This is a genomic window from Pseudidiomarina xizangensis, from assembly GCF_052541995.1.
In genome coordinates, this window is the sequence record NZ_JBOBQA010000005.1 from 131,921 (window position 1) to 145,878 (window position 13,958).

Annotated in this window: 9 protein-coding genes; 8 read left to right on the forward strand and 1 reads right to left on the reverse strand. The window is 51.6% G+C overall.

Annotated features, from left to right (window positions below; translation table 11 throughout):
* Nucleotides 1–40: 40 nt before the first annotated feature.
* Nucleotides 41–2,746 carry a putative bifunctional diguanylate cyclase/phosphodiesterase gene (locus ACQ5ES_RS11020; protein ID WP_445016795.1) on the reverse strand — a complete coding sequence of 902 codons (2,706 nt, stop codon included), beginning with the start codon at nt 2,744–2,746 and terminating at the stop codon, nt 41–43.
* A gap of 152 nt (nt 2,747–2,898) precedes the next feature.
* On the opposite strand from ACQ5ES_RS11020, the gene ACQ5ES_RS11025 reads away from it, so the two are divergent.
* The 8 genes from ACQ5ES_RS11025 to ACQ5ES_RS11060 all read left to right on the forward strand — a co-directional run bounded on the left by ACQ5ES_RS11025 (nt 2,899) and on the right by ACQ5ES_RS11060 (nt 13,958).
* Nucleotides 2,899–3,870 carry an efflux RND transporter periplasmic adaptor subunit gene (locus tag ACQ5ES_RS11025; RefSeq protein ID WP_445016797.1) on the forward strand — a complete coding sequence of 324 codons (972 nt, stop codon included), beginning with the start codon at nt 2,899–2,901 and terminating at the stop codon, nt 3,868–3,870.
* On the forward strand, nt 3,860–6,985 hold the full coding sequence (locus ACQ5ES_RS11030) for an efflux RND transporter permease subunit (RefSeq protein ID WP_445016799.1): 3,126 nt from the start codon (nt 3,860–3,862) through the stop codon (nt 6,983–6,985). Before ACQ5ES_RS11025 ends, ACQ5ES_RS11030 begins: the two co-directional genes overlap by 11 nt.
* Nucleotides 6,986–7,293: 308 nt before the next feature.
* A complete protein-coding gene (gene glnA / locus ACQ5ES_RS11035; protein WP_445016801.1) occupies nt 7,294–8,706 on the forward strand; it encodes a glutamate--ammonia ligase in 1,413 nt (470 codons plus the stop codon).
* A 46-nt stretch (nt 8,707–8,752) separates the two neighbouring features.
* Nucleotides 8,753–9,334 (forward strand): hypothetical protein, encoded by a 582-nt coding sequence (locus ACQ5ES_RS11040; RefSeq protein ID WP_445016803.1) that lies wholly within the window; start codon nt 8,753–8,755, stop codon nt 9,332–9,334.
* Nucleotides 9,321–10,433: a nitrogen regulation protein NR(II) gene (gene glnL, locus ACQ5ES_RS11045; RefSeq protein WP_445016805.1), complete on the forward strand. Its 1,113-nt coding sequence runs from the start codon at nt 9,321–9,323 to the stop codon at nt 10,431–10,433. Before ACQ5ES_RS11040 ends, glnL begins: the two co-directional genes overlap by 14 nt.
* Nucleotides 10,423–11,838 carry a nitrogen regulation protein NR(I) gene (gene ntrC, locus ACQ5ES_RS11050; protein WP_445016807.1) on the forward strand — a complete coding sequence of 472 codons (1,416 nt, stop codon included), beginning with the start codon at nt 10,423–10,425 and terminating at the stop codon, nt 11,836–11,838. Before glnL ends, ntrC begins: the two co-directional genes overlap by 11 nt.
* 75 nt (nt 11,839–11,913) lie before the next feature.
* Nucleotides 11,914–12,591 (forward strand): response regulator transcription factor, encoded by a 678-nt coding sequence (locus ACQ5ES_RS11055; protein WP_445016809.1) that lies wholly within the window; start codon nt 11,914–11,916, stop codon nt 12,589–12,591.
* A 17-nt stretch (nt 12,592–12,608) separates the two neighbouring features.
* The gene (locus ACQ5ES_RS11060; RefSeq protein ID WP_445016811.1) at nt 12,609–13,958 is read left to right on the forward strand and encodes a sensor histidine kinase; all 1,350 of its coding nucleotides are present in this window, start codon (nt 12,609–12,611) and stop codon (nt 13,956–13,958) included.

Sequence of the window (13,958 nt, forward strand, 5' to 3'; positions counted from 1 at the left end):
CAGCTTTTTTGTACAAATAGCAGGCGAAATATTGTTCGCCCTAATTATTTAGCAGTTTAAGTACGTCTGCGAGAGGCATTGGTCGTGCAAAATAGAAGCCTTGTAAGCGCTGTACGCCAAGCTGGCTGAAGATCTCGCACTGTGCTGCGCTCTCCACACCCTCGACCACAACTTCTTTGCCAAGGTAGGCACAAAGTTCGATAATACCACGCACCACTGCCTGTAATTCGCTGTCTTCGGTGAGTCCGGCAGTGAATGCACGGTCAATTTTGATGACATCAGCAGGTAAGCGATTTAAGTACGATAAACTGGAAAAGCCGGTGCCAAAATCATCGATCGCGACACAACAACCTAAATCGCGTAACGCTTGCAACGAAGCAATGGTTGCTTTGCCTTCACCGACAAAAATACCTTCAGTGAGCTCGAGGGTTAAATTGCTGGCGTTGATGTGGTGATGTTGCAAACGCGCTTGAAGCAGCTTGGCAAAATCGTAGCGTTGTAATTGTTGCGCCGATACATTCACCGCAACCTGTAGTTGTTGTAATACCGGATATTGCTTGATATCACTTAATACCTGTTCCAGTACTTGCTCGCCCAAGGGGATGATCTGCCCAGTATTTTCGGCAATCGGAATAAACTCTGCTGGCGAGATAAACTCACCGTGATCGCGCCATCTGACCAGGCTTTCTAAGGCAACGATTTCGTGAGTTTGGGTGTCATAAATGGGCTGATAAAAGACCTTTAATTCTTTTTTATCTAGCGCAATCTGTAGTGCATTTCGCAGATGAACCTGGCGCTGATAATCGTGCGCCATTTGTTGAACGAAATGGCGCGCCAAATTGCCACCAAGCTGCTTGGCCTGATTCATGGCGACTTCTGCGTGCTGCAGCATGTTAGTCGCGAAACGGTCGCTGCCATTGCTACTTACCGAACCTACACTGGCGGTAAGATGGACTTCTAAATTGTTGATCAGATAGGGTTTACGAATGACTTGCAACAGCTCATTGGTAAGGGGTGACAAGTCAATCAGATCAGAGCTCTCAAAATAAACCACAAACTCATCGCCACTAAACCGCGCCAGTTGAGCATTGCTCGGTGCCACCGCGCGAATGCGCGCCGCAGTCTCAGCCAGCACGTTGTCACCCAGACGCTGACCCAGACTGTCATTGATAGGTTTAAAGCCATCAAGGTTCAAAAACAACATAGCACGAAAGTGCTCGCCGGCGGTCTTATCACAGTCTTGCAGAAACTTATTGAATACATCGCGGCGCAGCAGGTTAGTGACGTCATCGTGCCGCGCGAGATAACGCAGTTCGTCTTGCTTTTCAGTTAGACGCTGGGCGTTATCCTCGGCCAGTACATAAATGAAAATGAAGGCAAAGGTTAACCATAGCATCAGCTGGTTTACTAAGGCGTCACCGCGCAACTGCGAATAATCGCGCAGCACGCTGAAAAAGGTTGCTTGGCCGGCGCTATCAAGTTTAATTTCGGCTGAGACGTAATGTGGGAAGCGTTGTTTTAACTGATTTTGGGTAAGTATTTCGTTGTCGCCGCGACCCATGGGTAATAGCAACTCTGGGGTGAGCTGCAAATAGGTTTGTATACTTTCAAAAGGACCTAAATATTTGGTACTTATGACTTGATTAACATCAAGTAGCATCACTACACGAAATAGCTGTCCCTGAGGTGCCCGTGTGGGTATCGAAAGCATAAAAATAGGGTTTTCGCTGGCCAGTGATGTGCCACTAATAATCATCTCAATGCTAACATTTGTCGATTTTAGCCATTCATGAAAACGGGAAGACGAAAGAAAACCCTGTTCCAAAAATGCTTTACCAAAGCCAGTGGTATCGACTGGTTTTAGTTGTTCGTCATAAATCACAAAGCCACGAACGATGTCGTAGTCCCGTTGATAGGTTTCCAAATCAAATCGCAATAGGCGTTGATAGCTTTGGCTATCGTCGATGTTGGTTAAACGTTGCTGAATGCGCTGCGCAAGCTTACGTTGTTCGATTAAGGTGTCGTCGATCATGCTACCAATCATGGTGGTTTTGGTACGCGCGTCATTACTCACGGTCGCAAGGTTGTTCAAGTTCATTGAATACCAGACCCCAAAGCCAATAGTTGCAATGGTCATCAGAGTAAATACGGTTCGCTTGGGCACGGTATTGACGGTCGGTGGTTGTTTTGCCAGTTGGTATAAAATTGCAAAGGCAAGCGTGCCGAACAAAGTGAGAATCGCCACCAAGGTTAAGGCGGGGAAATTAGTCTGAGTCGGCTCGAAGTTGGGGAGTATTGGTAGCCCCCAGAGATTGGCTTGCAGGAACGCAAAAATAATAAAGTCAAAAGCGATGCCTAAAGGCCAAATCACGCGACCCACCGCAGTGGTTGGTGGAAACAAGAACAGTAACGCGGTACCGGTCAGAATCGGAATTACAATTTCGAGAGGTAAGGCAACCAGATGGCTGATATCGGTGTAGTTAATTAGCCAGAGAATGGCCGCCAACAGCAGAACTAGTACCGCGGTGATAGCGCGCAAAAGCTTTTTTTTACGCAGGCATAGGGCTATAGAGCCGAAACCAATCAGCAAGGTCGCGGCAGACAGCGTAGCAGGTATCAAGGCCATTAAAAGTTGGTCTTGATAAAAGCTAAATTCGATAATGCCGACGAGGCCGTTAATGATGAAAAAGCTCGCGACGGCGATAACGAATTTACGGGCTGCTGAAGGACTAAAACGAGTAAACATAAGCTTTTAAAATAGGTATTGAATAGCAAAATTAGCATAGGAAATACTAGTTGGGAATGACTATTGTTCAACAATTTCGGAGACAAACTGGATTTGTATTTTAGAATGTCCTAAAATACGTTCATTGAACGGAATAGATTAAGGGCATGACTATGAAGACTCTACTGCGCACTTGGGTACTAACGTCGTTCGCTATGGTTACGCTGCTCGGTGGTATAGCGCCGTTGCATGCGTTACAAAACGCTACCGCAACGCAACAACAGCTGGCCGATTACCTGCAACTGCAAGGTGTGGTGGAAGCGACCAACGCGGCGACCGTTTCCGCTCAGGTTTCCGGTCGGGTCGAGCGGGTGTTGGTGGAAGTAGGTGATCAGGTCGCGGCAGGCGCGACCATAGTGACTATCACCTCAGTTGATCAGTACCAAGCCCTAAGTCAGGCGCAATCACAGTTGGCAGCAGCTGAAGCAAGTTTGCTGGCGGCACAGCAAGAGTACGACCGAGTGGTGAAGCTAGTGGAACAGCGGCTGCTACCGAATGCCGAACAAGATCGGGTGAAGGCCAATCTGGATAACGCACAAGCGCAGCAGAAAAACGCTGCTGCTGCAGTGACGCGGGCGCAGGAACAGTTGTCGTACACCGAAGTGAAAGCACCCTATGGCGGTGTTGTCAGTGAACGCCTGGTCGAGCCAGGCGAGCTGGTGCAGCCGGGTACCCCACTAATGAGTGGATTCGATCCGGCGCAATTACGCATACATGTAGATATTCCAGCTGGCTATGCAAGCGCTGCAGGGCAATTTGCATGGGCTCGGGTTGCTGGGGTTCAGCCAACCAGTTTTATGGTGTTCCCTACCGCCCATCAACAGTCAGGCACGCAACGAATCCGCTTGAGTTTGCCAGAAGACACCGGGTTTTTGCCGGGCCAGTGGCAAACCGTACAACTCAAAGTTGCTGAGCATCAAGGTATTGTCGTACCCGCTGCAGCGTTGTATCGGCAAGGCGAAATGAACTTGGTTAAGCTGGCCGATGGCAGTTGGCGCGCCGTCCGCATTGGCGGTCATTACGGCGAGTTGGTGGAAATCGTCGCCGGTTTAGCTGCCGACGAGGTGGTGCAATATGGCAACTAAGATGGGCATTGCCGGGCGGTTGGCGGCTTGGGGTGAGCGTTCGCAGATTACTCCACTATTAGCATTATTTGGTCTGCTGCTAGGTTTAATGGCGGCGATGATCACGCCGCGAGAAGAAGAGCCGCAAATTGATGTGACCATGGCCGATGTCATGGTGGCATTTCCCGGAGCTCGGGCGGATCAAGTGGAGCAACAATTAGCGACACCACTGGAGCAACACTTCGCGCGAATGCAGGGCATCGAGCATATCTATTCGGTATCACAAGCGGGACAAGCGCTGGTGACCGTGCAGTTCGAGGTAGGCGTACCGCGTGATAAAGCCTTGGTGGAGCTATTTGATACCTTAGCGTCATGGCAGCAGCAGCATCCGCAAACCAGCCAACCGCTGGTGAAAGCCCGAGGCATCGATGATGTTCCTATTCTGGGGCTGACCTTAACGTCCGCTGAGCTTGATTTAAAGTCGGTAGCCGATACGCTGCGAGCGCCACTGCAAAATGTGAACGGGGTGCGAGACGTCGAAGTGATTGGGGCAGAACCCGAACAGTTGAATGTCACGCTCGATAGCACGGCGCTGGCCAAGGTGGGTTTAGATATTAGCCGGGTCGCGCAGGCGCTCATGCGGCAAAACGTCAGCGCCCAGGCCGGTTATCGGTTAGTACAAGGTGAGCAGATTGCGGTGCAAGCCGGAGGGTTTATTGCCAGTGCCCAGGAATTACGCGAGCTGATTGTTGCTGTAGTTGACGGCCGACCGGTACGTTTGGCGCAAGTAGCTGAGGTCAGTGACGGTGCCAATCGGCCTTCCCGTTATGTTTGGTCGCGCGCAAAAAATGCGGAAGCGGGACCAGCGGTGACGCTAACGGTGACCAAGAAAGCCGGCGAAAATGCCGTCGATGTAGCCGCGCGCGTACTCGATCGGGTAGCCACTCTGCAGCAGCAATGGTTACCACCGGCGCTTAATGTTGAGGTAACGCGCAACTATGGTCAAACCGCTGACAATAAAGCCTCAAAACTTATTCAGAAACTTATTTTTGCGACTATTTCGGTGGTGGCATTGGTGTTATTCGCACTAGGTAAACGCGAGGCTGTGGTGGTTGGCAGTGCCGTAGTACTGACCTTGGCTACCACACTATTCGCTTCGTGGGCCTGGGGCTTTACTTTGAACCGGGTGTCGTTATTTGCGCTGATTTTTTCAATTGGTATTTTAGTTGATGATGCCATTGTCGTGGTGGAAAACATTCACCGTCATCTGGGCATGGGTAAATCGTTGAAAGATGCCATTCCGCCGGCCGTAGATGAAGTCGGGGGACCGACAATTTTAGCGACCTTCACGGTTATTGCTGCGTTGTTACCGATGGCCTTTGTCAGTGGCTTGATGGGGCCGTACATGAGCCCTATTCCGATTAACGCGTCGATGGGCATGTTGTTGTCGCTGATCATTGCGCTAACGGTGACACCGTGGCTGGCACGGCATGTGATGCGCGATAGTAGCAACGACCAGGAGGGTCACGGCGAGAGTAAAAAAGATCGTCGCTTACTGGGTTTCTTTACCAAAATCATGCAGCCGCTACTGGAAAGTCGCAAAAAGCGCTACTTTTTGGGCTTTGGACTGATTGCGTTGATTATTGCAGTAATGGGGCTAACAGTGGTGCAGGCGGTGGTGATGAAAATGCTGCCGTTCGACGACAAGAGTGAAATCAAACTGGTGCTCGACATGCCGGAGAATACCAGTCTGGAGCAAACCAACGCGGTATTGTTGCAGCTGGCACAGCAGCTGGATGAGGTGCCCGAAGTTACCGCGACGCAAATTTATGCCGGTACCGCCTCGCCGATTGGCTTTAATGGTTTGGTGCGGCAGTACTATTTACGCAACGCGGCGCATCAGGGCGACATTCAGATCACGCTGGCCGGCAAGGACGATCGTGACCGCGCTAGCCATCAAGTGGCACTGGCGATTCGGCCATTGTTAACGCCTATTGTTGCGGCTGCGGGTGGGCATTTAAAGGTGGTTGAAGTGCCGCCCGGACCACCGGTGCTGGCGCCGATCGTCGCCGAGGTTTATGGACCTTCAGCTGCGGAACGTGAAGCTGCGGCCGTGTTGGTGCAGAACGAACTCGCGGCAACTGCAGGGGTCGTCGATGTAGATACCACCTTAGTAGCTGCTGGTAGCGAAGAAATCTGGCAAGTGAACTATGCCCGCGCCACTCAACTTGGAGTTAACCCAGAACAAGCCGTACAAGCCTTGCAAACTGCCTTGCATGGTATGCCGGTGACCTATGTGGCGCTGTCTGATCAGCTCCAGCCGGTGCCGGTACAGTTGTATTTACCGGGGGCCTGGCAGAGCCAGCTAGCGCAATTAAGTGCTTTGACGGTCACCAGCCAGCAGGGTGCCAACGTGCCGCTGAGTGCCTTTATGGAGCGGGTTGAAGTGCCGCTACAACAGCCGCGGTTTCACAAAGATTTACGTCCACTGGTGTATGTGACAGCAGATATGGCTGGCGAGCTCGATTCGCCCTTATATGGGTTGTTTGCTGCTGCGGGCAACATTGACCTACCACAAAGCTACATCACCCAACCAACGGAGTGGGATCAGGCCGCAGTGAAATGGGACGGTGAGTGGCAGATCACCTACGAGACCTTTCGCGATATGGGTCTGGCCTACGCTGTCGGGCTGTTGCTGATTTACTTGCTGGTGGTCGGGCATTTTGGCAGTTATGGTACGCCATTGGTGATCATGGCGCCGATTCCGCTCACACTGATTGGCATTTTGCCTGGCCACGCGTTGCTCGGTGCTCAGTTCACGGCAACCTCGATGATCGGCATGATTGCGTTGGCGGGGATCATTGTGCGTAATTCGATCTTGTTGGTCGACTTTGTACGTGAAGCCGTGGCTGCGGGAAAACCGCTTAATGACGCGGTGATCCAAGCAGCTGCGGTGCGCAGTCAGCCGATTGTGTTAACTGCTATAGCGGCGATGATGGGTGCTTTCTTTATTCTCGACGACCCGATTTTCAATGGTCTTGCGGTGAGCCTGATATTCGGTATAGCGGTGTCGACGGTGCTTACCTTAGTGGTGATTCCACTGCTGTACGCATCATTACTGAAACGCCGCAGCTAACCCCCCATTCCACCGCGCCCTGTGGTAAGTCTTCGACTTATCCACAGGGGGCAGCCCCTCCTGATTGCACTATCATGGTGCGCAAATATGCACTATAATGGTGCAAAAGTTGGGCAAACAAGCGATTCCGCTAAAGAAAAGCGAGTGTGCTGCGCTACATAAAGTTATAACATCCTGAAAAATAAGGGTAAGTTAATTTTGGCACGGTGCTTGCAATCTTTAAACGAACAGCAAACAGCAAATAACGCTCTTCGTTGAACGCTCTTTGCTATAAATACCAACAGACATTCGCGATTCCGGAGGAACACATGTCGACACCACAAGACGTAATGAAGTTTATTAAAGAAAACGAAGTAAAATTCGTAGATCTGCGCTTTACCGACACTAAGGGTAAAGAGCAACACGTCACCATCCCGGTGTCGCAAATCGACGAAGATTTTTTCCAGGACGGTAAAATGTTCGATGGTTCTTCGATTGGCGGTTGGAAAGGTATTAATGAATCCGACATGGTACTAATGCCAGACTGTGGTTCAGTCGTGCTGGACCCGTTTACAGATGAAATGACCATGAATGTGGTATGTGACATTCTTGAGCCAGATACCATGCAAGGCTATGATCGCGACCCGCGTTCAATCGCCCGTCGCGCGGAAGCCTACCTGCAAAGCGCAGGCATCGCTGACACAGCACTGTTTGGCCCGGAGCCAGAGTTCTTCCTGTTTAACGATGTGCGTTTTCACACTGACATGAGCGGCTCGTTCTACAAAATTGAAGCAGAAGAAGCCAAGTGGAACTCAGGTAAAAAATACGCTGACGGTAACTTAGCCCACCGTCCAAGCGTCAAAGGCGGTTACTTTCCGGTACCACCGGTAGATTCGGCGCACGACATCCGTAACACTATGAGCACGGTGATGGAAGACATGGGCTTAGTAGTTGAAGCGCATCACCACGAAGTGGCAACAGCGGGTCAAAACGAAGTGGCAACCCGCTTTAATACGCTGACCAAAAAAGCTGACGAAATCCAGATTTACAAGTACGTGGTGCACAACGTTGCGCACTCATACGGCATGACCGCTACCTTTATGCCGAAGCCAATTGTTGGTGACAACGGTTCAGGTATGCACGTACACATGTCATTAGCGAAAGACGGTAAAAACCTGTTTGCCGGCGACAAATATGGTGGTCTTAGCGAAACTGCGTTGTACTACATCGGCGGTATCATTAAACACGCCCGCGCAATCAATGCTTTCGCAAACCCGGCAACCAACTCATATAAGCGCTTGGTGCCAGGCTTCGAAGCGCCGGTTATGTTGGCTTACTCAGCACGTAACCGTTCAGCATCGATTCGGATACCATTGGTATCTAATGCCAAAGGTCGTCGTATCGAAGTGCGCTTCCCAGACCCTGCTGCCAACCCATACTTGTGCTTTAGTGCTTTGTTAATGGCTGGTCTTGACGGTATTAAAAACAAAATCCATCCAGGCGATGCGATGGACAAAGATCTGTATGACTTACCAGCAGAAGAAGCGAAAGAAATTCCAACGGTATGTCATTCACTCGAGATGGCGTTGGAAGCACTCGATAAAGACCGTGACTTCCTGAAGCAGGGCGGCGTAATGACCGATAATATGATTGATGCGTACATCGCACTCAAACAGAAAGAAGTCATGACGCTGAAAATGACCACGCACCCAATTGAATTCGATCTGTACTACAGTGTCTAAACGACTGCGGGTTTAGCGCTACAACATCATAAAAGGAGGCAGTGCGATGCAACCGTTATTACGCAATGTACTTTTCGTAGTGAGCATCGTGAGCCTCCTTGTTGTTGGGGCAACTAGCGAAGCACAGGTTTATCGAAAAGTATTAGAAGATGGCACTGTGATCTACACCGATCAAAAGCAAGAAGGTGCTGAACGCATTAATATCAATACCGTGACCAGTGACTTTGCGCCCGTCACGCGCACGGAATCTGAGCTCGCGGCGCAAGACACTGCCGAACAAGATAATGAAGTGACCGCAAGTGTTGAAATCGTTCGTCCCAGCCATGAAGAAACCATTCGCGACAACCAGGGCCGGCTTAATGTCGCCTGGACTGCACAGGTGCAGAATGTCCGCGGCCGCTTAAGCTACGAACTGTATGTGGATAGTCAGGTTGCCTATCAGGGCGCAGCTACCGGTGTTTCTCTGGATGGCCTCAACCGTGGTGAACACCGTTTACAGGTGCGTATGTTTAGCGAGCAAGGCGCAGAGCTGGCACGGTCGGATACCACAGTAATTTTTATGCATCAGGCCTCGATTCTTAATCCGGCACTGAATAACACCAGCGGTGGGACGAGTGGCCAAAACTGATTGCACCAATTTGGTGCAACCGGATTGGGATCAGCTGCTTACCGGCATTGTGCAGCTCGATGAGCATCTGCATATTTGCTACATGAATGCCGCCGCTGAAACCCTACTTGATGGCAGTCGCAAACGCCTGCTGGGCGCACCGCTATTTAGCTTGTTCAGTTACAGCTCGTTAGAACCCGAAGTACTCAGACAAGCCTTACACGACCAACAAAGTGTGTCGGATAGCGATGTTACCTGGATCTTTCACGATGGGCAGCGCGTCACCATTGAGTTCGTGGCGCAGCCATTAACAGCAAAAACCGGTGCAGCACAGGTGCTGCTTGAACTTCGACAAGTCGACCAAATCCGCCGCATCAATCAGGAAAATTCGCAGCAACAACAGCTGCAAGCCGCACACAGTATCGTTCGTGGGCTGGCGCATGAAATCAAAAATCCACTTGGTGGATTACGAGGTGCAGCGCAGCTACTGGCGGGAGAACTCGCTGATCAACAGCTGCACGACTACACCGATCTAATTATCAGCCAGGCCGATCGGTTACGCAATCTGGTCGATCGTATGCTGGGATCACATGAGTTGCCCGAGCGTGCGGCAACCAACGTGCATGAAGTGATTGAACGAGTGATTGCGGTGGCACAGCTTAGCGCGGCGCCGAAAATTAAGTTCCAGCGCGACTATGATCCGAGCTTACCAGAACTGACCATGGCCGCTGATGGCATCGAACAGGCACTATTGAATGTGGTGATGAATGCCAGCGAAGCCATCGCCGATACCGGTATGGCTGATGCGGGGGAAGTCATGGTGCGAACCCGGGTGTTGCACCAGCAGACGCTGTATGGGCAACGTTACCGCCGCTGCGCCGTGATTGAAGTACAGGACAACGGACCGGGTGTGCCGGAGCAACTGAAAGATACCCTGTTTTACCCAATGGTCAGTGGTCGCGCAGGGGGAACCGGACTCGGTCTGGCGATCACGCAAAATGTGGTGCACCAGCACGCCGGTAAAATTGAAGTCTTGTCGGAGCCGCGCTGCACCCGATTTTTAATCTATTTACCTTATATCGAAACGCGTCACGCGAACGGAACGGACCATGCAAAGTAACGAGCCAGTATGGCTACTTGATGATGATAGTTCGATTCGCTGGGTGCTCGAGCGAGCACTACAGCGCGCCGAAATTGCCAGTCGTAGCTTTGCCGATGCGGCCAGTTTGTATGAGGCTCTAGAACAGAGTCAGCCGCAGGTGTTACTGACCGATATCCGCATGCCCGGCGATGATGGACTGGCGGTGCTGGAGTATGTTCAGAACCATTACCCCAACTTACGCGTGGTGGTGATGACCGCGCACTCGGATCTCGACTCCGCAGTAAGCGCATTCCAAGGTGGCGCTTTTGAATACCTCGCCAAACCTTTCGATCTCGACGAAGTACTACGCACCTTGCGGCGTGCCATGCAAACCCCGCAGCAGAAGTTATCCACAGAAGGGGCAGCCCCTGCTGGATTAGTAGGGGCTGCCCCTGCTATGCAGGATGTATTTCGGGCGATTGGGCGGTTATCGCAGTCCAGTGCAACCGTGCTTCTCACCGGGGCCTCGGGTACAGGTAAAGAGCTAGTAGCCCGGGCGCTGCATGAGCACAGCCCGCGCAAAGGTAAGCCCTTCATCGCGTTGAATATGGCAGCGATTCCGGGTGATTTAATTGAATCTGAGCTGTTCGGTCACGAAAAGGGTGCGTTTACCGGTGCGACTCAACGCCGGCGCGGACGGTTTGAACAGGCCGACGATGGCACCCTGTTTCTGGATGAAATCGGTGATATGCCGCTGGCCGTGCAAACCCGTTTGTTACGAGTGTTAGCCGAGGGCCAATTCTATCCGGTGGGCAGTTACGAGCCAGTACGGGTAAACGTCCGCATCATCGCTGCAACCCATCAACAATTGGAACAGCGTGTTGAAGAGCGAACCTTTCGTGAAGACTTGTACCATCGCCTGAATGTTATCCGCTTGCAGTTACCTACCCTGGCGGAGCGGCGCAGTGATATTCCGCAACTGGCACAACACTTTTTACAGAAAGCCGCGAAAGAATTGAATGCGGAACCAAAGCAACTGACTGCAGCCGCTGAAGCCCAGCTACAAGATGCCAGTTGGCCGGGTAATGTGCGGCAGTTGGAAAACACCTGTCGCTGGCTCACCGTAATGGCGCCCGGACGTTGGGTGGATGTCGCAGATTTACCAGAATCAATTAGTAGTCCGCCAGCAGTAAACTCTACCAGGTCAGAAGCGACAACGCCGCGTCAGGATGACTGGCAAGCAGGTATTCGCAGCTATTTAAAACAGCAACTGAGCGAGCACCAAAGTGACATATTACCGGAGCTAATGACGGCTATTGAACGCCTTGCGATCGAACTGGCACTGGAGAGCACCAATGGGCATAAACAGCAGGCTGCAGAAAAGCTAGGCTGGGGCCGCAATACCCTTACCCGAAAGTTGAAAGAGTTGGTAAAAGAAGCGTAAATACACTATCTATTTAAGTACGTCTTTACATAATATTGAGTCTGTAAAGCTAACTAGAACAATGCAGGAAAACTTATGAGCAAATTATTACTTGTTGATGACGACGCCGAACTAAGCAGTATGTTAGAGCAGATCCTCACCAAGGAAGGTTTTCAATTAACGTTAGCGGCAGACGGGGAAACCGGTTTGGAGCGCGCCTTAAGTGGATCTTACGATCTCATATTGCTCGATGTTATGTTGCCCGGAATTGATGGTTTTCAGTTGTTGCAGCGCTTGCGCCAGCAAGCACGAAACACGCCGGTATTGATGTTAACCGCACGTGGTAATGACGATGATCGGGTCGCGGGTCTTGAGTTAGGCGCCGATGACTATTTACCAAAACCGTTTTATCCGAAAGAGCTCATTGCTCGCATTAAAGCGCTGCTGCGCCGTACGCCGGCGACCAGTGTACGCCAAGAGGCCACTGAATTTGCGGGCTTCTTAGTGGATCCAGTGAATAATAAAGCTACTTGTGATGGCATCGAGCTCGAGGTCACGCCAACAGAATTTGATATTTTGCGCACACTGTTGCGTGGCGCAGGCGAAGTGATCAGCAAAGACCAACTGTCGATCGCAGCTTTAGGGCGCTCGTTGGCGCCATTTGATCGTAGCCTCGATGTTCACATCAGTAATATCCGCAAAAAATTACCGGGAAATCCAGAGCGTATTCAAACCGTACGCGGCCGCGGTTATCGCATCCTCGGTCTCGCTTAACTTAGGGCAGGCTCTGCATGCGCTGGTACCACTCGCTCTCACTGCGACTGCTGTTACTGTTTTGGGTGTTGCTATTCGCGGTAGCGAGCAGTGGTTATGTGCTGGCGCTATGGTTTAGCAAGCCTATTGAAGCCGAGCCAGTGCCGGAAGAGGTACAAGCTTCCCTGGCGCCACTGCTTTCTGACGTCGCAACCTTTCGCTCACTTACTCCTGGTCGTTTATTGGCCGGCGATTATCGCGTCGCGGCGAGCCTGGCCCCGAGCGGACAGGAACGCCTGCAGCTGGATCGGACACTAGCGCTGAACCATCGCGATAGTTTGATACGGCAACTTGAGGCTGAAGTTCCTGAGCAGTTTCCACTTGGCAATCGCGTACTGCTGGGACCTTTCCAGCTTGAAGGCTACCGTATTCTTCTGACGCGACCGATAACGCCGAATGAACGCGAAGAACAAGTACTGACCGAAAAACAAACCCAACGCGCACAAACCTTAGCCTTGATGGTGGGTAGTTTAGGGATAGCAATATTACTGGGTGCCTGGCTGGTAATGCCGTTACGACGGTTAACGCAGGCTATGCGCGAAATCGCCAAGGGAAGCGAATTCCTGGATTTAAGACGGCTACCGAAACGCAACGACGAGCTGGGGGAATTGGCCCGAGCACTGGAGACCACGGCGCATGATCTGGCAGTATCCCGCGATGCTCAGCGGCGCTTACTCTCAGACGTATCTCATGAGCTGCGTTCGCCGCTGGCGCGTATGCAGGTGGCCTTAATGCTCAGTCAGGATAACGACACCCGAGCAGCGCAGGAAAACCACATGGCGCAGTTGGGTCGGGATTTAGAACGACTCAGTACTATCATCGAAAGAATTTTGTCGTTATCACGGCTGGAGAATGGCCTGGTTAAGTTGCAGACGGAACAAGTGGATACCCGCGCACTGGTCGATCTGTTGGCTAAAGACCTGCGTTACGTTGATGCCACTCAGGGTAAGCGCGTACAAATCGAAGCGGGGGGCGAGTGGCCGGTTACCGAAAGCGACCCAGAACTGCTGCGATTAGTTATCGAGAACCTGGTGCGCAATGCGTTGCAGTATACCGACGACAGTATTGAAATCAGTTGCCAGGTCACTGCGAGTGATTACACTATGGTGATTCGTGATCATGGCTCGGGCGTACCAGAAGACCAGTTGAGCCAGTTGTTCACACCGTTCTACCGTGCTGATCCATCGCGCAATCATAAGGCTGGGGTTGGTCTGGGTATGGCGCTAAGTTTGCGTGCTGCCGCGGTATTAGGTGGTACGGTAACGGCACGGAATCATCCCGATGGCGGCCTGGAGGTATCCGTCAATCTGCCTTTGATAGGAGCATAG